The organism is Zeimonas arvi (assembly GCF_008039575.1).
GTDB lineage: Bacteria > Pseudomonadota > Gammaproteobacteria > Burkholderiales > Burkholderiaceae_E > Zeimonas > Zeimonas arvi.
In genome coordinates, this window is record NZ_VDUY01000007.1 from 133,050 (window position 1) to 150,866 (window position 17,817).

Annotated in this window: 18 protein-coding genes; 15 read left to right on the plus strand and 3 right to left on the minus strand. The window is 69.3% G+C overall.

The window, feature by feature from the left end; translation table 11 throughout:
- The first annotated feature begins 3 nt into the window (after positions 1–3).
- The 3 genes from FHP08_RS16180 to FHP08_RS16190 all read left to right on the plus strand — a co-directional run bounded on the left by FHP08_RS16180 (position 4) and on the right by FHP08_RS16190 (position 5,182).
- Positions 4–3,138 carry an efflux RND transporter permease subunit gene (locus FHP08_RS16180; protein WP_147705525.1) on the plus strand — a complete coding sequence of 1,045 codons (3,135 nt, stop codon included), beginning with the start codon at positions 4–6 and terminating at the stop codon, positions 3,136–3,138.
- On the plus strand, positions 3,135–3,875 hold the full coding sequence (gene dnaQ / locus FHP08_RS16185) for a DNA polymerase III subunit epsilon (protein WP_147705526.1): 741 nt from the start codon (positions 3,135–3,137) through the stop codon (positions 3,873–3,875). The genes FHP08_RS16180 and dnaQ overlap by 4 nt, the downstream gene beginning before the upstream one ends.
- A 101-nt stretch (positions 3,876–3,976) precedes the next feature.
- On the plus strand, positions 3,977–5,182 hold the full coding sequence (locus FHP08_RS16190; protein WP_147705527.1) for a DUF2863 family protein: 1,206 nt from the start codon (positions 3,977–3,979) through the stop codon (positions 5,180–5,182).
- 74 nt (positions 5,183–5,256) lie between these two features.
- Here FHP08_RS16190 and FHP08_RS16195 read toward each other — a convergent pair whose 3' ends face one another.
- The gene (locus FHP08_RS16195; protein WP_147705528.1) at positions 5,257–5,847 is read right to left on the minus strand and encodes a thioredoxin family protein; all 591 of its coding nucleotides are present in this window, start codon (positions 5,845–5,847) and stop codon (positions 5,257–5,259) included.
- 121 nt (positions 5,848–5,968) lie between these two features.
- Here FHP08_RS16195 and FHP08_RS16200 point away from each other — a divergent pair, with 121 nt between their 5' ends.
- From FHP08_RS16200 to FHP08_RS16255, 12 genes are all read left to right on the plus strand, one after another.
- The gene (locus FHP08_RS16200; RefSeq protein ID WP_147705529.1) at positions 5,969–6,427 is read left to right on the plus strand and encodes an ArsR/SmtB family transcription factor; all 459 of its coding nucleotides are present in this window, start codon (positions 5,969–5,971) and stop codon (positions 6,425–6,427) included.
- Positions 6,424–7,755: a sulfite dehydrogenase gene (gene soxC, locus FHP08_RS16205; RefSeq protein WP_147705530.1), complete on the plus strand. Its 1,332-nt coding sequence runs from the start codon at positions 6,424–6,426 to the stop codon at positions 7,753–7,755. Before FHP08_RS16200 ends, soxC begins: the two co-directional genes overlap by 4 nt.
- Before the next feature lie 33 nt (positions 7,756–7,788).
- Positions 7,789–8,970 (plus strand): c-type cytochrome, encoded by a 1,182-nt coding sequence (locus FHP08_RS16210; RefSeq protein WP_147705623.1) that lies wholly within the window; start codon positions 7,789–7,791, stop codon positions 8,968–8,970.
- 100 nt (positions 8,971–9,070) lie between these two features.
- The gene (soxY, locus tag FHP08_RS16215) at positions 9,071–9,541 is read left to right on the plus strand and encodes a thiosulfate oxidation carrier protein SoxY (protein WP_147705531.1); all 471 of its coding nucleotides are present in this window, start codon (positions 9,071–9,073) and stop codon (positions 9,539–9,541) included.
- 45 nt (positions 9,542–9,586) lie between these two features.
- On the plus strand, positions 9,587–9,898 hold the full coding sequence (soxZ, locus tag FHP08_RS16220) for a thiosulfate oxidation carrier complex protein SoxZ (protein WP_147705532.1): 312 nt from the start codon (positions 9,587–9,589) through the stop codon (positions 9,896–9,898).
- A 146-nt stretch (positions 9,899–10,044) separates the two neighbouring features.
- Positions 10,045–10,866 (plus strand): sulfur oxidation c-type cytochrome SoxA, encoded by an 822-nt coding sequence (gene soxA / locus FHP08_RS16225; RefSeq protein ID WP_147705533.1) that lies wholly within the window; start codon positions 10,045–10,047, stop codon positions 10,864–10,866.
- Between the two features lie 11 nt (positions 10,867–10,877).
- A complete protein-coding gene (soxX, locus tag FHP08_RS16230) occupies positions 10,878–11,495 on the plus strand; it encodes a sulfur oxidation c-type cytochrome SoxX (RefSeq protein WP_147705534.1) in 618 nt (205 codons plus the stop codon).
- A 93-nt stretch (positions 11,496–11,588) separates the two neighbouring features.
- A complete protein-coding gene (gene soxB, locus FHP08_RS16235) occupies positions 11,589–13,298 on the plus strand; it encodes a thiosulfohydrolase SoxB (protein WP_147705535.1) in 1,710 nt (569 codons plus the stop codon).
- Positions 13,299–13,302: 4 nt separating this feature from the next.
- Positions 13,303–13,815 (plus strand): TlpA family protein disulfide reductase, encoded by a 513-nt coding sequence (locus FHP08_RS16240; protein WP_147705536.1) that lies wholly within the window; start codon positions 13,303–13,305, stop codon positions 13,813–13,815.
- A gap of 13 nt (positions 13,816–13,828) precedes the next feature.
- The gene (locus FHP08_RS16245; protein ID WP_225879170.1) at positions 13,829–14,362 is read left to right on the plus strand and encodes a GlcG/HbpS family heme-binding protein; all 534 of its coding nucleotides are present in this window, start codon (positions 13,829–13,831) and stop codon (positions 14,360–14,362) included.
- On the plus strand, positions 14,362–15,387 hold the full coding sequence (locus FHP08_RS16250; protein WP_147705537.1) for an MBL fold metallo-hydrolase: 1,026 nt from the start codon (positions 14,362–14,364) through the stop codon (positions 15,385–15,387). Before FHP08_RS16245 ends, FHP08_RS16250 begins: the two co-directional genes overlap by 1 nt.
- A 65-nt stretch (positions 15,388–15,452) precedes the next feature.
- The gene (locus FHP08_RS16255) at positions 15,453–16,547 is read left to right on the plus strand and encodes a phospholipase A (protein ID WP_147705538.1); all 1,095 of its coding nucleotides are present in this window, start codon (positions 15,453–15,455) and stop codon (positions 16,545–16,547) included.
- A 13-nt stretch (positions 16,548–16,560) separates the two neighbouring features.
- On the opposite strand, the gene FHP08_RS16260 is transcribed toward FHP08_RS16255, so the two are convergent.
- Together FHP08_RS16260 and arfB are read right to left on the minus strand one after the other, a co-directional pair.
- Complete coding sequence (locus FHP08_RS16260) at positions 16,561–17,298, minus strand: aldolase (protein ID WP_147705539.1); 738 nt, start codon at positions 17,296–17,298, stop codon at positions 16,561–16,563.
- 98 nt (positions 17,299–17,396) lie between these two features.
- On the minus strand, positions 17,397–17,816 hold the full coding sequence (arfB, locus tag FHP08_RS16265) for an alternative ribosome rescue aminoacyl-tRNA hydrolase ArfB (protein ID WP_147705540.1): 420 nt from the start codon (positions 17,814–17,816) through the stop codon (positions 17,397–17,399).
- Position 17,817: the final 1 nt, after the last annotated feature.

A 17,817-nucleotide genomic window follows, 5' to 3' on the forward strand; every position in this document is an offset into this window, starting at 1 on the left:
GCGGTGGTCGTCTCCGAGGTCTGCATCCGCCGGCCGGTCTTCGCGACCGTGCTGTCGCTGGTGATCCTGCTGGTCGGCCTGGTGTCCTACGACCGGCTCCAGGTGCGCGAGTACCCGAAGATCGACGAACCCACCGTCACCGTCTCGACCACCTACCCGGGCGCCTCGGCCGAGATCATCGAGTCGCAGGTCACCAAGCCGCTCGAGGACTCCATCGCAGGCATCGAGGGGGTCGACGTGCTGACCTCGATCTCGCGGCCCGAGCAGAGCCAGATCACCGTGCGCTTTCGGCTCGAACGCGATCCCGACGGCGCGGCGGCCGATGTGCGCGACCGGGTCGCGCGGGTCCGCGCCCGGCTGCCCGACACGGTCGACGAGCCGGTCATCGCCAAGGTCGAGGCCGATGCCAACCCGATCATCTGGATGGCCTTCACCAGCGACTCGGTGTCGCCGCTCGAGGTGTCGGACATCGCCAACCGCTTTGTCAAGCCCCGTCTGCAGACGCTGCCCGGTGCGGCCGACGTGCGGATCTACGGCGACCGGCGCTATGCGATGCGCATCTGGATCGACCCCGACAGGCTGGCCGGCTTCAACCTCACGCCGGGCGACGTCGAGGAAGCGCTGCGCCGGCAGAACGTCGAGCTTCCCTCCGGGCGGATCGAGAGCCTGCAGCGCGAGTTCACCGTGTCTTCGCAGACCGACCTGCAGCGGGTGCAGCAGTTCGATGACGTGGTCGTGCGCACGGTCAACGGCTATCCGGTCCGCCTGCGCGACGTCGCCCGCGTCGGCGTCGCGCCCCAGAGCGAGCGCAGCATCGTGCGCTTCAACGGCCGCAACGCGATCTCGCTGGGCCTGATCAAGCAGGCCACCGCCAACCCCCTGGACCTCGCCCAGGCGCTCAAGAAGGAGCTGCCGCTGATCCAGGCCCAGTTGCCCGAGGGCGTGCAGGTCAGCATCGCGAACGACAACACCGTCTTCATCGAGCGCTCGATCCGGTCGGTGTACACGACCATCGCCGAGGCGGTCGTGCTGGTCGCGGCGGTCATCTTCCTGTTCCTGGGCACGCTGCGCGCGAGCATCATCCCGCTGGTCACGATCCCGGTCTGCCTGATCGGCGCCTTCGCGCTGATGTTCGCCGCGGGCTTCTCGATCAACACGCTGACCCTGCTATCGCTGGTCCTCGCGATCGGCCTGGTGGTCGACGACGCGATCGTCATGCTCGAGAACGTCTGGCGGCACATCGAGGACGGCATGGACCCGGTGAAGGCCGCGTTGGTCGGCTCGAAGGAGGTCGGATTCGCCATCGTGGCCATGACGCTGACGCTGGCCGCGGTCTACGCGCCGGTGGCGTTCACCACCGGGCGCACCGGCAGGCTCTTCATCGAGTTCGCGCTCACGCTGGCCGGTGCGGTCCTGGTCTCGGGCTTCGTGGCGCTGACGCTCACGCCGATGATGTGCGCGAAGTTGCTGCGCCACGATCCGTCGCCCGGCCGCCTGGTGCGCGCGATCGACTCGTCGCTGAATGCGCTGACCCGCGGCTATGCGCGCCTGCTGCGGCTCACGCTGTCGGCCCGCTGGCTGGTGGTGCTGGTCGGCCTCGCGGTGGCGGGCGCCAGCGTGGTGTTGTGGTCCGGCATGAAGCGCGAGCTGGCGCCGGTCGAGGACCGTGCGACGATCGTGACGATCTTCAACGGCCCCGATGGCGCGTCCATCGACTACACCGACCGCTACGCCAGGCAGGTCGAGGACATCCTGCGCTCGGTGCCCGAGGTCAACCGGGTGTTCGTGGTCACCGGCAGCCCCACGGTGGCCCAGGGGATCAGCTTCACCCGCACGATCGACTGGTCCGAGCGCGAGCGCAAGATCCCGGAGATGATCCGCGAGATCCAGCCCAGGCTGCTCGGCATCCCCGGCGTGCAGGCCTTCGCGGTGGCGCCGGCCTCGCTGGGCCAGTCGCCGCGCGAGCGCCCGATCAACGTCGTGGTCCTGAGCTCCGACCCTTACGAGACCATCCAGGAAGTCATCGAGCCGATGCTCGCCGACATGCGCGCCGACTCGCGCTTCCAGGGGGTGGACAGCGACCTGCGGCTGAACAAGCCTGAACTCAAGATCGAGGTGGACCGGGACCGCGCCGCCGACGCCGGCGTGCCGGTCGACGCGATCGGCCGCGCGCTGGAGACCGCGCTCGGCGGGCGGCAGGTCACCCGCTTCAAGCGCGAGGGCGAGCAGTACGACGTGATCGTCCAGTTCGCCCAGGGCGACCGCAGCACGCCGCAGGACATCTCGCGCATCTTCGTGCGCGGCCGCGGCGACACGCTGTTGCCGCTGTCCAGCCTGGTCACGGTGCGCGAGGGCGTCACCGCCCGCGAACTGAACCACTTCGCCCAGCGCCGCGCGGTGACGATCACCGCGAACCTGTCCCCGGGCGCCTCGCTCGGCGATGCCGTCGACGCGATCGAGGCCTATGCCGCGAATCACCTGAAGCCGGGCTACGGGCTGGACTACAACGGCCAGACCCGCGAGTTCAAGCAGTCGTCGACCGCCCTGCTGGTCACCTTCGCGCTGGCCCTGTGCTTCATCTACCTGGTGCTGGCCGCGCAGTTCGAGAGCTTCGTCGATCCGCTCACCATCATGTTCTCGGTACCGCTGTCCATGACCGGCGCGCTCGCGCTGCTGCAATGGACGGGCGGCACGATGAACGTCTACAGCCAGATCGGGCTGATCACGCTGGTGGGCCTCATCACCAAGCACGGCATCCTGATCGTCGAGTTCGCCAACCAGCTGCGCGATGCCGGCCGCGAGCTGCGGGAGGCGACGATCGAGGCGGCCAGCCTGCGCCTGCGCCCCATCCTGATGACCACCGGGGCGATGGTTCTGGGCGCGGTGCCGCTCGCGCTGGCCACCGGCGCTGGCGCCGAGAGCCGGATGCAGATCGGCATGGTGATCGTGGGCGGCATGAGCTTCGGCACGCTGCTCACGCTGTTCGTCGTGCCCACCGTATACACGCTGCTGGCCCGCCGGCGCCACCTGCTGGCGGCCGAACCGGGCGGCGGCGGGCCCGCGGCCGCCGCCGGCGCCCCGGCCGTCTCCGGAGGCGCGACCGCCCCGACCCTTCCCACCGGACACGCATCCCGATGAGCCTTCGCCAGATCGTCCTCGACACCGAGACCACCGGCCTGTCGCCCGAAGACGGCCACCGTGTCATCGAGATCGGCTGCGTCGAGATCGTCGACAGGCGCCTCACCGGCCGCCGGCTGCATCTGTACATGAACCCCGAGCGCGAGATCGACCAGGGGGCGCTCGAGGTCCACGGCCTGACGCTCGAGCGCCTGTCCGGCGAGCCGCGCTTCGCCGAAGTGGCCGACCGCATCGCCGAGTTCGTTTCGGGCGCCGAGCTGCTGATCCACAACGCGCCCTTCGACCTGGGCTTCCTCGACGCAGAGCACCGTCGGCTCGGGCGCCCGCCCTTCGAGAAGCTGGCGGTCGGCGTGGTCGACACGCTCGCGCTGGCGCGCGAGCTGCACCCCGGCCGGCGCAATTCGCTCGATGCGCTGTGCGAGCGCTACGCGGTCTCGAACGCGCACCGCAAGCTGCACGGCGCGCTGCTCGACGCCGAACTGCTGGCCGACGTCTACCTGGCCATGACGCGCGGCCAGGACAGCCTCGAGATCGCGCTGGGTGGCGGGGCGGACGCGCTGGACGGCATCGACGGCGACGGCCAGTGGCCGCCGGCCGACCTGCCGGTGCTCGCGGCCGACGAAGCCGAGCAGGCCGCGCACGAGGCGCTGCTCGCCGACATCGCGCGCGAGTCGAAGAAGCCGGCGCTCTGGACCGCGCTGGCCCTGGCGCGGCAGTCGCCGCAGGCCGGCGGCTGAAGCCTGCCGCGCCCCGGCGCGGGCCGGGCGAAGGCCCCGGCGCAGGCGGGGGAAGGGGACGGCGAATTCGACTAAACTTCGTGGTCACCACGAAGGAACGCATGAAAGAACATCGTCACGCCCGTGCCCGCGAGCGCAAGGCGCACCTCTCTCCCGACGCGGAGCGGATGGTGGCGGCCGCGCTGGGGCTCGCCAACTCCGGCAGCAGGATCGAGGATCGCTTCTGGGAGGCGCAGCTCGCCGCCCGGATCGAGCGCCTGCTCGACAGCGGGCACATCCAGGCCGTCTACGATTCGCTCGACCGCCTGCACCAGACCGACAGCGAGGCCTATGGCGCGCTGATCGAGGCGGTCGAAGAGGCCGCCGAAACCGTCAGCACGGAGATCGACGGCCAGCGCTGGGACATGCTGCTGGTGGCCGCCCCGCTGGTGGTCTGGACCCGGTTCAGGATCCCGTCCGGCCCGCTGCCGGCCGAGGCGGCGCAGGCCCTGGCGGCGCACTGGCAGGGGCACGTGCTGTCGCGTCCCGCGCGCTTCCGGATGTCTCCCTGCCTGTACAGCATCGACCAGTTGCCGCGCGACTTCGGCGAGCTGCGCCGGGTCACCCGCAAGCTGGGGCTGGCGGCGGTGAGCGGACAGGCCGCGAAGCTCGACCTGAAGACCCTGCCCGAGACCGCCGAGATGCTGGCGGACTCCCGCTTCCTGCTCGGCGTGGTCGCCGTGCCCTCGGGCGCGCCGCTGTTCCGCTGGCAGGAGTCCGAACCCGGCGACCATGCCAGCCGCGTGCAGTGCCTGGAGCAATGGATCGCGCAGGCGCGGCCGAACATCGAGCCCCTGCTGCCGGGCTGCGGCTTCGAGTGCCTGCTGCCCGACGCCTTCCACCTGAACCTGCGCGAGTCCGACCGGCGGGTCCGTCCGTATTCGATCCGCGCGGCGGTCCACTACCTGACGCATGCGCTGGACATCGAGCCGTCGCAGATTCGCGCCACGGTCGCGCCCTTCGGCGATGAGCGGGCCGACGAGTACCGGATCGGCCTGAGCGTGGGCGAAGACGACGAGGACGTCGCCCACGGCATCGTCTGGCCCTTGCTGGGCGCCGAGAGCGAGGACGACGAGCCGCCGCCGCTCGAACAGATCCGCGAGGTGCTGCGCGAGGTCGGCGTCGCCGAGATGCGGCTCTGGCCCGATCTGACCGAGCCCGAGTTCTGCGAGGACTGCGGGGTGCCGCTCTACCCGAACGGCAAGGGCGAGGTGGTCCACGCCGAAATGCCAGGCGACGTGGAACCCGATTCCACGCACTTCCACTGAACGCGTGACCGAATCGATTTCGCCACGACTTCTCCGCGCGTCTTGAGCCGGGGCGGCGGCCCGCGGGCGCCGCGCTACGGTTGCTGCTTCAGCTTGGCGGCAGCCTCGGCGATCCGGTCGTCGAGGTAGGCGCCGTAGAAGTCGGCCGACTGGTAGCCGAGCAGGCGCTCGGCGAGCTCCCCTTCCGGGCCCAGGAAGGCCACCGTGGGTGCGACGCGCACCCCCATTGCCTTGGCGATCCCGGCCGGGGTCTCGCCGTCCGCGAACGGCTTGCGATCGAGCAGGTCGAGTTCCACCACGATCAGCCCCAGCTTCTGCTGGTCGCGCGCCAGGTAGCGCAGGTGGTCGCGTCTGACCCGTTCGCACCAGGCGCAGCCCACGCTCGAGAACATCAGCACGATCGGGCGGCCGGTGGCCCGGCTCTCGGCCAGCACTGCCTTCCACGACGCGGGGCGGGGCAGGGCGACCTTGGTGTTCGCCCAGAGCCCGGCCGGTGTCGAAGCGGCGGGTGCGCCGACGGTGGGCCGGGTGGCGTCGCGGCCGCCGGGAGCCGCTCCGGAGGCCACCCCGGCGGCCGGGGCGAGCAAGGCGATCGCGAGCGCCCCCGCGATCGGGTACGCGCTCGCGCATGGCGAAGAGCGCCACGGGAAATCGTGATGTGACATTTGAAAAGAATACCCCCCGGGGGCGAGTTTATCGCTGCTTGACCATATGCGCATATGTGCATATAGTCGCGCCGACTGCGCAATCTGATCAAAGTCAAGCGTGGTGTCGAGGAGATCTCTCATGGACGAACTCGGCCAGGTTTGCGAGGCCGTTTCGCGCTATTTCACGCTGCTGTCGGAGCCGATGCGGGTGCGAATCCTGCATGCGATCTGCCAGCGCGAGAAGACCGTGTCGGAGATCGTCGCGGAAACCGGCGCCACCCAGACCAACGTCTCGCGTCATCTCGGCACGATGCATCGCGCCGGCGTCCTCACTCGCCGCAAGGACGGGAACTTCATCTACTACGGCGTCGGCGACAGCGCGCTGACCGAGATCTGCCGCACCGTGTGCGTGCACATCGCATCCCGCGACGAGGACGCCGCCGGCCGAAACAGCCTGCTGGCGATCGCCAAGGATCTCGATCCGGCGTTCGCCCGGCCCCCCCTCGCCAGGAACGGCAAATCCCCCGGTGCCACGCAAGGCACTTCCCCGCTGTCTGCCGACCTCCTTCCGGGGGACGGCATCCGGAGTACCGAATGACCGACCGCAATCCGACCCCGGGCCGAATCCAGAAGGCTCCGGAGAACTTCCTGTCGCCCGAGAAGATGGAGCAGGCGCGTCGCGCGCGCCGTTCCTTCATGGGCAAGGCGCTCGCCATGGGCGCCGGCGCCAGCGCGGCGACGGTCGCGGGCGCGGCCCGGGCTGACGATCCCGCCATCGTGAAGCTGCCGGCGCACACCACCGGCCTGGGCCAGCCGGTGGCCGCCCGCGGCTACGGATCGCCGTCGCAGTGGGAGCGCAACCTGCAGCGTCGCGAAAGCCCGGGCCTGACGCGCGTGTCGGCGGCCTCGGTCAGCTTCGCGCCGCTGCAGGGCATGTTCGGGATCATCACGCCCAACGGCCTGCACTTCGAGCGTCACCACCAGGGCTGGTGGGACATCGATCCCAGCCAGCATCGGCTGATGATCAACGGTCTGGTCAAGGAGGCTCGCGTCTTCACGATGGACGAGCTGATGCGCCTGCCCCAGGTTTCGCGCATCCACTTCATCGAGTGCGGGGCCAACACCGGCATGGAGTGGGGCAACGTCGCGGTGCCGACCGTCCAGTACACGCACGGGATGCTGTCCTGCTGCGAGTACACCGGGGTGCTGCTGTCCACGCTGCTCGACATGTGCGGCGCCGACACGAAGAAGGGGCGCTACGTGCTGGCCGAGGGCGCCGACGGCTCCTCGATGACCCGCACGATCCCGATGGCCAATGCGCTCGACGACGTGATGATCGCCTGGGCGATGAACGGCGAGATGCTGCGGCCGGAGAACGGCTACCCGCTGCGCCTCGTGGTCCCCGGCATCCAGGGCGTTTCCTGGGTCAAGTACCTGCGCCGCCTCGAAGTGGGCGACAAGCCCTACGACGCGAAGGACGAGGTGCTGCACTACGTGGACCTGATGCCGGACGGCACGCACCGCCAGTACACATCGCTGCAGGAGGTGAAGTCGGTCATCACCACGCCGTCGGGCGGCCAGGTGCTGCTCGACAAGGGCTACTACAACGTGACGGGCCTGGCCTGGTCGGGGCGCGGCCGGATCAAGCGCGTCGACGTGTCCGTCGACGGCGGCCGCAACTGGCGCACCGCGCGCCTCGAGAACCCGGTGCTGCCGAAGGCGCTGACGCGCTTCAACGTGGACTGGGTGTGGGACGGCTCGCCCGCCGTGCTGCAGAGCCGCGCGATCGACGAGACCGGTCACGTGCAGCCCCGCCTGAACCAGCTGCGGGCGGTGCGGGGCACTCGCTCGATCTATCACAACAACGGCATCCAGTCGTGGAAGGTCGCCGAAAGCGGCGAGGTCTTCAACGTGCAACTGAACTGATCGGCCGCGGACGAGGAAATGCGAAACATGTTCATGAAACTCGAGCGCGGCGCGATCGTTGCCGGCATCATCGCGGCGGCGATCGGCGCATCGCCGATCGCCGCGCACGCGCAGTCGCAGGCGAAGACGCAGGCTGCGCCGGCGCCGAAGCCCTGGGCGGACATCGGGCGGGCCGCCACGCCCAACGAAGTCAAGGCCTGGGACATCGACGTGCGCGCCGACTTCAAGGGCCTGCCCCCGGGATCGGGCTCGGTCGACCTGGGCATGGAGGTCTGGGAGGCCAAGTGCGCGTCGTGCCACGGCACCTTCGGCGAGTCCAACGAGGTGTTCACGCCCATCGTCGGCGGCACCACCAAGGAAGACATCAAGACCGGGCGGGTGGCCAACCTGCTGCGCCCCGACTACCCGCAGCGCACCACGCTGATGAAGCTCTCGCAGGTCTCGACCCTGTGGGACTACATCAACCGCGCGATGCCCTGGAACGCACCGAAGTCGCTGACCACCGAGGAGGTCTACGCGGTGACCGCGTACATCCTGCATCTCGGGGAGATCCTGCCCGCCGACTTCGTGCTTTCGGATAAGAATATTGCCGAGGTGCAAAAGCTGTTGCCCAACCGCAACGGCAAGGCATTCTTCGAGCCGCTGTGGCAGGTCGCCAGCAAGCCCGACGTGCAGGGCGACGCCTGCATGAAGGACTGCAAGACCGGCAGCGACATCCGCTCCATCCTGCCCGAGTTCGCGCGTGATGCGCACGGCAACCTCGTCGCGCAGAATCGCGTGGTCGGTCCGGTCCGCGGCGCCGACACCGCGCGTCCGCCGCTCGAGGCGCTGTCCGAGGCCGGGAAGGTGGTCGAGGCCGCTCGCGCTACCATCGTGGGCGCCGGCGCCACCGCTCCGGCGGTGGCCGTCGCGCCGAAGCTGGCTTCGGCGGCGCCGTCGGCCCAGGGCGAGAACGGCGGCAAGCCGCCGGCGCAGCTCGCGGTCGAAGGCAACTGCATGGCCTGCCACGGCGTCGACAACAAGCTCGTCGGTCCGTCGTTCCGGCAGGTCGCCGACAAGTATCGCGGCACGCCCGGCGCAGCCGCGCTGCTGGCCGGTCGCGTGAAGAACGGGGGGCAGGGCGTGTGGGGGCAGGTTCCGATGCCGGCCAACGCCACGATTCCCGAGGACGACATCCGCCGCATCGTCGGCTGGATCCTGGACGGTGCGCCCTGAGCGCTCCACTGAAGCGCCGGCGCGCGAGCGCCGGCATTGTTACCCAACCGAAAGGCGCTCAGGCGTCAGTCACTCAGCAGCTCTCGAAGGGAGACGACAGATGAACGAAAATCGTCGCACGACATTGCAGGTCGCCGGCGGCGCGGGCCTCTACGCCGCGCTGGTGTCGATCGGCATGCTCAAGCCGGGCATCGCCTCGGCGCAGGCGTTCGACCGGGCCGCGTTCCAGGCCAAGGGAATCGCCGACACGCTCAAGGCGCTCGGGGCAGCCGATGCCACCGAGTCCAAGGACGTGACCATCGTTTCGCCCGACATCGCCGAGAACGGCGCGGTCGTGCCGGTGGGCATCCGCAGCGGGGTGGCCAAGACCCAGATGATGGCCCTGCTCATCGACAAGAATCCGAACGCGCTGGCGGCCGCCTACGACCTGCTCGAAGGCGCGGCGCCCGAGGTCAACATGCGGGTCAAGATGGGCCAGAGCTCGGACGTCGTCGCGGTCGTCAAGGCCGACGGCAAGTTCTACATGGCCCGCAAGGAAATCAAGGTCACGCTGGGCGGCTGCGGCGGCTGATCGCCGGCCCCGTCACGCATCGATACCGAACACTGGAGAGAAGTCATGGCAGATCCGATGAAGATCCGCGCGAGCGCCAAGGATGGCGTCGTCGACGTGCGCGTCCTGATGGCGCACGAAATGGAAACCGGCCAGCGCAAGGACGCTTCCGGCAACGTGGTCCCGGCCTGGTTCATCAGCGACGTCACCGCGTCGCTGAACGGCAAGGAGGTCCTGAAGGCCCACTGGGGTCCGGCGATCTCGAAGAACCCGTACCTGCAGTTCAAGATCAACGGCGGCAAGGCCGGTGACAAGGTCACCGTGAGCTGGGTCGACAACAAGGGCGACAAGCGGACCGACGAGACGACGGTCAGCTGAAGCAACGGATCGGGCGAGAGGACGTCGCGCCTGCCAGGGCGATTGCCCTGTCGCCTGGCTTCGTTCCTGGCGGCCGGCGCCTTCGTGGCCGGCGGCCCGAGTTTTCCGAGAAGACAGAGAATCAACGACGAGGAGGGAACTTCCCGATGAAAAGACTTCAGAAGAAGTCCGCGATCGCGATCGCGCTCGGCGTTTCCGTGCTGACGATGGCGCCGGCCATCGCGCAGACGGACACCCAGGCGGAGATCGAGCGCTATCGCGAGATGCTCCAGGACGGCAACCCGGCCGACCTGACCGTCATGAAGGGCGAGGCGCTGTGGAAGGAGAAGCGCGGCCCGAAGAACGCGAGCCTCGAGAAGTGCGACCTGGGCAAGGGGCCGGGCGTGGTCAAGGGCGCATACGCGGAGCTTCCGCGCTACTTCGCGGATGTCGATGCGGTGATGGACGCCGAGTCGCGGATCGTGCACTGCATGGTCACGCTGCAGGGCTTCGAGAAGGCCGAGGTCATCAAGAAGCCTTTCTCGGGCGCGGGCCAGAAGGCCACCGATCTCGAGGCGCTCGCCGGCTACGTGGTCGAGGAGTCGCGCGGCATGCCGGTCAACCTGCCGCAGAACCATCCGAAGGAGATCGCGGCCTATCAGCGCGGCGAGCGGACCTTCCATTACCGCGGCGGCCCCTTCGACTTCTCGTGCGCCTCCTGCCACGAAGGCGAGGGCAAGCGGATCCGCCTTCAGGACCTGCCCGACCTGACCAAGCCGGGTCCGGCGCAGAAGGCCTTCACCACCTGGCCCGCCTACCGGGTCTCGCAGGGCGCGCTGCGCACCATGCAGTGGCGCATGAACGACTGCTTCCGCCAGCAGCGTTTCCCCGAGCTGAAGTACGGTTCCCAGACCTCGATCGACCTGATCACCTATCTGGGCGTCACCGCCAAGGGCGGCAAGATGGATTCCCCGGCGATCAAGCGATGAGGAGGCCGACGATGAAAGCACACTGGAAGGTTCTCGTCGGCGGCGCGGCCGTCGTGCTGGCCGGCTGCACGGCCATGCCTGGCGGGGTCAGCGACGAGGAGGTCGCGGCCACGATCAAGGCCTCCTTTGCCGAGAAGGGCATTGCCAAGCTGGACAGGCTCGACCAGTCCGACATGCAGAAGCAGTGCAGCGCCTACTCGGGCAAGGAGATTCCGGCCTCGGTGAAGGAAAGCATCGAGAAGGCCGCACTGGCCGCAGTCGAGTACCCGGCTGACGGCAAGTACCTCGGCGACTGGAAGGAAGGCGAGAAGGTCGCCCAGAGCGGCCGTGGCCTGCAGTACAACGACACGGCCAAGACGGTCGCCGGCGGCAACTGCTATGCCTGCCACCAGCTGACCAAGGAGGAAATCTCCTACGGCAACCTGGGCCCGTCGCTGTACAACTACGGCAAGCTGCGCGGCGACTCCGACGCCATCGTGAAGTACACCTGGGCGCGGATCTGGAACTCGCATGCCTTCGCGGCCTGCAACCACATGCCGCGCTTCGGCGCGGCCGGCATCCTGACGGAAAAGCAGATCAAGGACGTGATGGCCTTGCTGCTCGACCCGAAGTCGCCGGTCAACAAGTAAGCAGCACCGTTCGGCTGGCGCCTCCCCGAGGCCCGGCCGATTCACCTCGAATCAACGCCCCGCAGCGCCCGAAACACCTCCGCGACCGACACGATGCTGAACAGAAGAGAATTCCTCCAGATCCTCGCTACCGCGTCGGCCGCGGGCATGTCGCTGCCGGCCTTCGCATCGAGCGACGCCGGGGCCGAAGCGCTGTACGACATCCCGAAGTTCGGCAACGTCAGCCTGCTGCACTTCACCGACTGCCACGCGCAGCTGCTGCCGATCCACTTCCGCGAACCCAGCGTCAACATCGGCCTGGGCGACGCGCGCGGCCGCGCGCCGCACCTGGTGGGCGAGCACCTGCTGAAGGCTTTCGGCGTCAAGCCGGGCACGGCCGAGGCGCACGCCTTCACCTACCTGGACTTCGAGGCCGCGGCCCGCACCTACGGAAAGGTGGGCGGCTTCGCCCACCTGTCCACGCTGGTCAAGCGCATGAAGGCTTCGCGGCCGGGCGCGCTGCTGCTCGACGGCGGCGACACCTGGCAAGGCTCGGCCACCGCGCTGTGGACCAACGCGCAGGACATGGTCGACGCCTGCAAGCTGCTGGGCGTGGACGTGATGACCGCGCACTGGGAGTTCACCTACGGCGAGAAGCGCGTCCAGGAAATCATCGAGAAGGACCTGAAGGGCCACATCGACTTCGTGGCGCAGAACGTGCGCACGACCGACTTCGAGGATCCGGTCTTTCCCTCGCACGTGATCAAGCAGATCAACGGCGTGCCGGTGGCCATCATCGGGCAGGCCTTCCCGTACACCCCGATCGCCAACCCCCGCTACATGGTGGCCAACTGGAGCTTCGGCATCCGCGACGAGGACCTGCAGAAGGTCGTCGACGAGGTCCGCGGCAAGGGCGCGCAGGTGGTGGTCGTGCTGTCGCACAACGGCATGGACGTCGACATCAAGATGGCCTCGCGCGTCAGCGGCGTGGACGCGATCATGGGCGGTCACACCCACGACGGCGTGCCGCAGCCGGTGATGGTCAGGAACGCCAAGGGCACCACGCTGGTCAGCAACGCCGGCTCGAACGGCAAGTTCCTGGGCGTGCTCGATTTCGACGTGAAGAACGGCAAGGTGGCGGACTTCCGCTATCGCCTGCTGCCGGTCTTCTCGAACCTGCTGCCGGCCGACAAGGCGATGCAGGCCTACATCGACAAGGTGCGCAGCCCCTTCAAGGCCAGGCTCGAGGAGACCCTCGCGATCACCGAGGGCCTGCTGTACCGGCGCGGCAACTTCAACGGCACCTTCGACCAGCTGATCCTCGACGCGATGATGGAGGTCAAGGGCGCGGAGATCGGGTTCTCGCCGGGTTTCCGCTGGGGCACCTCCATCCTGGGCGGGCAGGCGATCACCCGCGAGCACGTGATGGACCAGACCGCCATCACCTACCCGTACACCACGCTCACCGACATGTCGGGCGAGATGATCAAGACGGTGCTCGAGGACGTCTGCGACAACCTGTTCAACCCCGACCCGTACTACCAGCAAGGCGGCGACATGGTCCGCGTGGGCGGCCTCGAGTACACCTGCGACCCGATGGCCGACATGGGCAAGCGGATCGTCGACATGCGCCTGAACGGCAAGCCGATCGACGCGAAGAAGACCTACAAGGTCGCCGGCTGGGCGCCCGTCGCAGAAGGCGCCAAGGGCGAGCCGATCTGGGAGGTCGTCGAGACCTGGCTGAAGGCGAACAAGACCGTGTCGCCGCGCAAGGCCAACCTGCCGCGCCTGGTCGGCATGGACGGCAATCCCGGCATGGCCTGAGGCGATGAAGCGCCGCGACTGCCTGGGGCTGTTCGGGGGGCTGTCGGCCGGCGTGCTGGCGGGCGCCTGGCCTTCGGCGCCGGTGCTCGCGGCACCGGCCGCGCCGGCGATCGGCAGCCCGGTTTCGCTGCCCGCTGCCCGGCTGCTCGATGGCACCGAGCTGCCCGCCTCGCACTGGAGAGGCAAGGTCGTCGTCATCGAGCTGTGGGCGACCTGGTGCCCATTCTGCGCCCGGCAGAACCCGTACCTGGACAAGCTGCACCGGGCCAACCGCGAGCGAGGCCTCGAGGTGATCGGCCTGTCGATCGACCGCGACCCCGACGCGGTGAAGAAGTACATCGACGCGCGTGGCTACCAGTTCCACGTGGCGATGTTCGACGAGGCCTGGCGGGCCGCGATCGGGCGACCGAAGGGCCTGCCCATCGTCTGGGTCGTCGATCGAAACGGCAAGCTGGCGAAGCTCGAGATCGGGGAGCTCTTCCCGGAGGACATCGCCGAATTCGCGCAACTGATCTGAACGGAGGCCGCACATGGCATCGATGAAGTCGTCTCATTCCCGCGGATCGGCGATCGCGGTCGCCTCCCTGGCCTTCGGCCTGGCGGCCGTCGTGCTGCCGCAGGGCGCGGCCGCGCAGGGCCTGTTCGCCACCCGCAGCCTCACGCTGGAAACCGCCACCAAGGCGGCCCAGGCCGCGCTGGACTCCTGCCGCAAGGCCGGCTACCAGGTCGGCGTGGCGGTGGTCGATCGCGCCGGCGTGCCGCAGGTGTTCCTGCGCGACCGCTTCGCCGGCGCGCACACGGTGAGCGTGGCCGTCGACAAGGCCTGGACCGCGGCATCGTTCCGGATCCCCACGACCGATCTCGGCAACGAGACGCAGGCGGGCAAGGCGATGAGCGGCATCCGCAACACGCCGCGGGTCATGGCGATCGGCGGCGGCCTGCCGATCGAGGCCGCCGGCTCCACGGTCGGCGCGATCGGCGTCTCGGGCGCCCCGGGCGGCGAAGCCGACGACGCCTGCGCGAAGGCCGGCATCGACGCGATCCTCATCGACATCGAGATGTGATGACCAGGCTCTCCTGCGCGGCGCGGGCCCTCGCGGCAGGCATCGCGCTCATCGGAGCGCTCGCCGCGTCCGCCATCCTGTCGGTTCCGGCCTCGGCGACCGCCTCGTCGGCGGCCGTCGCGCCGGACATGGCCCCAGTCACCGTGAAGCTGCGGCCGCAGCAGCTGACCGGCCGCGTCTGGTGGGTCGAGGGCCTGCAGGGCGCCGTGTCCCTCGAGAACCAGGGCTTCAACGCCAACGCGGGCTTCGTCGTCACCGACGACGGCGTGGTCGTCTTCGACGCGCTCGGCACACCGGCGCTGGGCGCGGCCCTGCTCGCGGAGATCAGGAGGATCACCGACAAGCCTGTCACGCGGGTGGTGGTCAGCCACTACCACTCCGATCACTTCTATGGCCTGCAGGCCTTCAAGGAAGCCGGCGCCGAGATCTGGGCGCACGCGAAGGTTCGCGACTACCTCGCGAGCGACGCGCCTGTCGAGCGGCTCGCGGAGCGCCGACAGTCGCTGGCGCCCTGGGTCACGATGTCCGCGCGAATCGTGCCGCCCGATCGCTACATCGAGGGCGAGGCTTCGTTCGAGCTGGGCGGGGTGCGCTTCCGCCTGTTCCCGGCCGGCCCCGCGCACACCGCCGAGGATCTGATGATGCTGGTCGAGGACGAGGGGGTACTGTTCGCCGGCGACCTGATCTTCGCCGGCCGGGTGCCCTTCGTGGGCGACGCCGACAGCCGCGCCTGGCTCGCCGCGCTGGACAGCCTCGCGCAGCGCACCCCGCGCTTCGTGGTCACCGGACACGGTCCGGCCTCGCGCGATGCCGGCGCCGACATCGCGCTGACCCGCGACTACCTGCGCTACCTGCGCGAGACGATGGGCCGCGCGGTGGACGAGTTCCTCACCTTCGACGAAGCCTACGCGCGCACCGACTGGTCGCGCTTCAGCGGGCTGCCGGCCTTCGACGACGCCAACCGGCGCAACGCGTACAACACCTTCCTGCTGATGGAGCGCGAGATGCTCTCCGGCGCGCGCTGAGCCGGGGCTGCGTTGGCGGCTGCAGTCGGATGATGCACGGGCGCAGATCCGGCACAATTCGGGGCATGGCGAGTCATCGGAACATGGTCTGGGCCGATGCCCGGACGGCGGGCGTCTGCCTGGCCTGCGCGCTCGGCATGCTGACAGCGGCCGGTTCCGCGCTCGGCCAGGCGCCCTCGGCGCTGGAGCGCTGCCTGCTCGATCGGCTGCAGGCGGCGGCGCCCGGCGTCACGGTCGACGAGATCAGGCGAGCCTGCGAGGGCGTCGCGGCGTCCGATCCGCAGGTGTTCGATCCGCAGGCGCCCGCATCCATTCCGCCGCTGGCGGTCGCGCGGCCGGCGCCCGAGTTGAGCAGTTCGCCGGCGGAGCGCCGCATCGTGAGCGAATCCCGGCTGTGGGACGAGCGCTTCGCGTTGCTGCCGCATCGACCCAACTACCTGTTGCCTTTCGCGCATGCCAGCGGCGCCCCGGGGTCGGGCGGCGGCGACATCCAGCGCAACGAGGTGAAGTTCCAGGTCAGCTTCAAGCTTCCACTGACGCCGCCGCTGTTCGAGGGGCGGGCAGGGCTCTTCTTCGCCTACACCGGCCAGGCCTGGTGGCAGGCCTACAACGACGAACGCTCGTCGCCGTTTCGCGAGTACAGCCACGAGCCCGAGGTCTTCGCCGCATGGCGGCCCGCGCTGGGCACCTTCCTCGGCTGGACGCCGCGCGTTGCCAGCGCGGGTTTCGTGCACCAGTCGAACGGCCGCTCGGGCGAGCTCTCGCGCAGCTGGAACCGGCTCTTCGCCGAACTCACGCTGGACCGGCCCGACGGCTGGTGGTTGTCCCTGCGGCCCTGGTGGCGGATTCCCGAAGACGCGAAGCCCTCTCCGGAATCGCCGGACGGCGACGACAATCCGGACATCCAGCGCTACGCCGGCGACGGCGAACTGCGCCTGGGTTACGCCGCCGGCCAGCAGCGCTGGACGCTCACGGCGCGCCGCGGGCTGCGCGAGGGCGGCAAGGGGGCGGTCCAGCTCGACTGGAGCCGGCCCACAGGCTTCAGCCCGCAGCTGCGCTGGTACGTGCAGTTCTTCGACGGCTACGGCGAGAGCCTGATCGACTACCGCACGCGCCTGCAGCGGATCGGCTTCGGCGTGATGCTGAACGACTGGTACTGAACCGCCTCCGGGCCTAGAAGGTCGACCAGCCCGGTTCCTCGCGGTCGAGCATCCGCTTGATCGATGCGAAGTACATGTCGCTCTGCTGGCGCTCGCCGTCGACCTGCTCGGCCACCCGCGCCGCGAGCGCGTCGTCGACGATGCGCAAGGCCTTGCCGGCGGCCGCCTGGGTGGCCAGCACCTGGTGCATGCAGGCGCGTTCGAGGTAGTAGAGGTCGTCGAAAGCCCAGGCCATGTTCGCGCCCACGACCGTCACGCCGTGGCTGGCCATGAACATCACGGTCTTGCCGGCCAGTTGCGCGGCGATCCGCCTGCCCTCGTCGTCGTCGAGCGCCAGGCCTTCGTAGCGGTCGTCGTAGGCCACGCGTCCGTGGAAGCGCAGCGCGTTCTGGCCCGCCATCAGCAGGCGCCCGCCCTCGACCAGCGTGAGCGCGGTCGCGTGGGGCATGTGGGTGTGCAGCACGCATTTCGCGTGCGGGTTCATCCGGTGGATCCAGCTGTGGATGAAGAAGGCGGTGGGTTCGAGGGGGTGCTTGCCGTCGAGCAACTGGCCGTCGCCATCGATCAGCAGGATGTCGCCCGCGCAGACTTCGCTCCAGTGCAGGCCCTGCGGGTTGATCAGGTAGCGGCCGCTGTCGATCTCGAGGCTGAAGTGGTTGCAGACCCCTTCGTTGAGGCCGCAGCGGGCGGCCCAGCGCAGCGCGGCGGCCATGTCGAGTCGGCCTTGCCGGACCTTTTGTTCGAGCCTCATGCGTGAGGGTTCCGTGAGGGGAGGGCGAGGCCCGAGTGTAGCAATCCGGCGCGGTCGGAATGCCGCGGCAATCGTCCGCTGTCGCGCGCCGCGCGCCTTCAGTCCGCGACGCGGCCGCGCATCGCCTTGATCCGGCCCCGTTGCACTTTCTCGTCGACGCGCCTGCGCTGCGAGGCGCGGGTGGGACGGGTGGGCAGGCGCTCGGGCATCACCCGCGAGGCGGCGTCGATCAGCGCGTGAAGCCGGGCCAGCGCGTCGTCGCGGTTCTTCTCGAGGCTGCGGTAGCGCTGCGCCTTGATCACCACCACGCCATCGCCGGTGATCCGGTGGTCGGACAGGCCGAGCAAGCGCTCCTTGACCGCGTCGGGCAGCGAGGAGGCGCGGATGTCGAAGCGCAGCTGGATCGCGTTCGACACCTTGTTGACGTTCTGCCCGCCGGGGCCTTGCGCGCGGATCGCGGTGAACTCGATCTGCGACGCCTCGGGCGTGAGCAGGGGATCTCGACTTGCGTCCGTCATC

Coding starts and splice junctions, on each gene's coding strand:
- dnaQ (WP_147705526.1), top strand. CDS start 3,135: ATGAGCCTTCGCCAGATCGTCCTCGACACCGAGACCACCGGCCTGTCG.
- FHP08_RS16190 (WP_147705527.1), top strand. CDS start 3,977: ATGAAAGAACATCGTCACGCCCGTGCCCGCGAGCGCAAGGCGCACCTC.
- FHP08_RS16195 (WP_147705528.1), bottom strand. CDS start 5,847: ATGTCACATCACGATTTCCCGTGGCGCTCTTCGCCATGCGCGAGCGCG.
- FHP08_RS16200 (WP_147705529.1), top strand. CDS start 5,969: ATGGACGAACTCGGCCAGGTTTGCGAGGCCGTTTCGCGCTATTTCACG.
- soxC (WP_147705530.1), top strand. CDS start 6,424: ATGACCGACCGCAATCCGACCCCGGGCCGAATCCAGAAGGCTCCGGAG.
- FHP08_RS16210 (WP_147705623.1), top strand. CDS start 7,789: ATGAAACTCGAGCGCGGCGCGATCGTTGCCGGCATCATCGCGGCGGCG.
- soxY (WP_147705531.1), top strand. CDS start 9,071: ATGAACGAAAATCGTCGCACGACATTGCAGGTCGCCGGCGGCGCGGGC.
- soxZ (WP_147705532.1), top strand. CDS start 9,587: ATGGCAGATCCGATGAAGATCCGCGCGAGCGCCAAGGATGGCGTCGTC.
- soxA (WP_147705533.1), top strand. CDS start 10,045: ATGAAAAGACTTCAGAAGAAGTCCGCGATCGCGATCGCGCTCGGCGTT.
- soxX (WP_147705534.1), top strand. CDS start 10,878: ATGAAAGCACACTGGAAGGTTCTCGTCGGCGGCGCGGCCGTCGTGCTG.
- soxB (WP_147705535.1), top strand. CDS start 11,589: ATGCTGAACAGAAGAGAATTCCTCCAGATCCTCGCTACCGCGTCGGCC.
- FHP08_RS16240 (WP_147705536.1), top strand. CDS start 13,303: ATGAAGCGCCGCGACTGCCTGGGGCTGTTCGGGGGGCTGTCGGCCGGC.
- FHP08_RS16245 (WP_225879170.1), top strand. CDS start 13,829: ATGGCATCGATGAAGTCGTCTCATTCCCGCGGATCGGCGATCGCGGTC.
- FHP08_RS16250 (WP_147705537.1), top strand. CDS start 14,362: ATGACCAGGCTCTCCTGCGCGGCGCGGGCCCTCGCGGCAGGCATCGCG.
- FHP08_RS16255 (WP_147705538.1), top strand. CDS start 15,453: ATGGCGAGTCATCGGAACATGGTCTGGGCCGATGCCCGGACGGCGGGC.
- FHP08_RS16260 (WP_147705539.1), bottom strand. CDS start 17,298: ATGAGGCTCGAACAAAAGGTCCGGCAAGGCCGACTCGACATGGCCGCC.
- arfB (WP_147705540.1), bottom strand. CDS start 17,816: ATGACGGACGCAAGTCGAGATCCCCTGCTCACGCCCGAGGCGTCGCAG.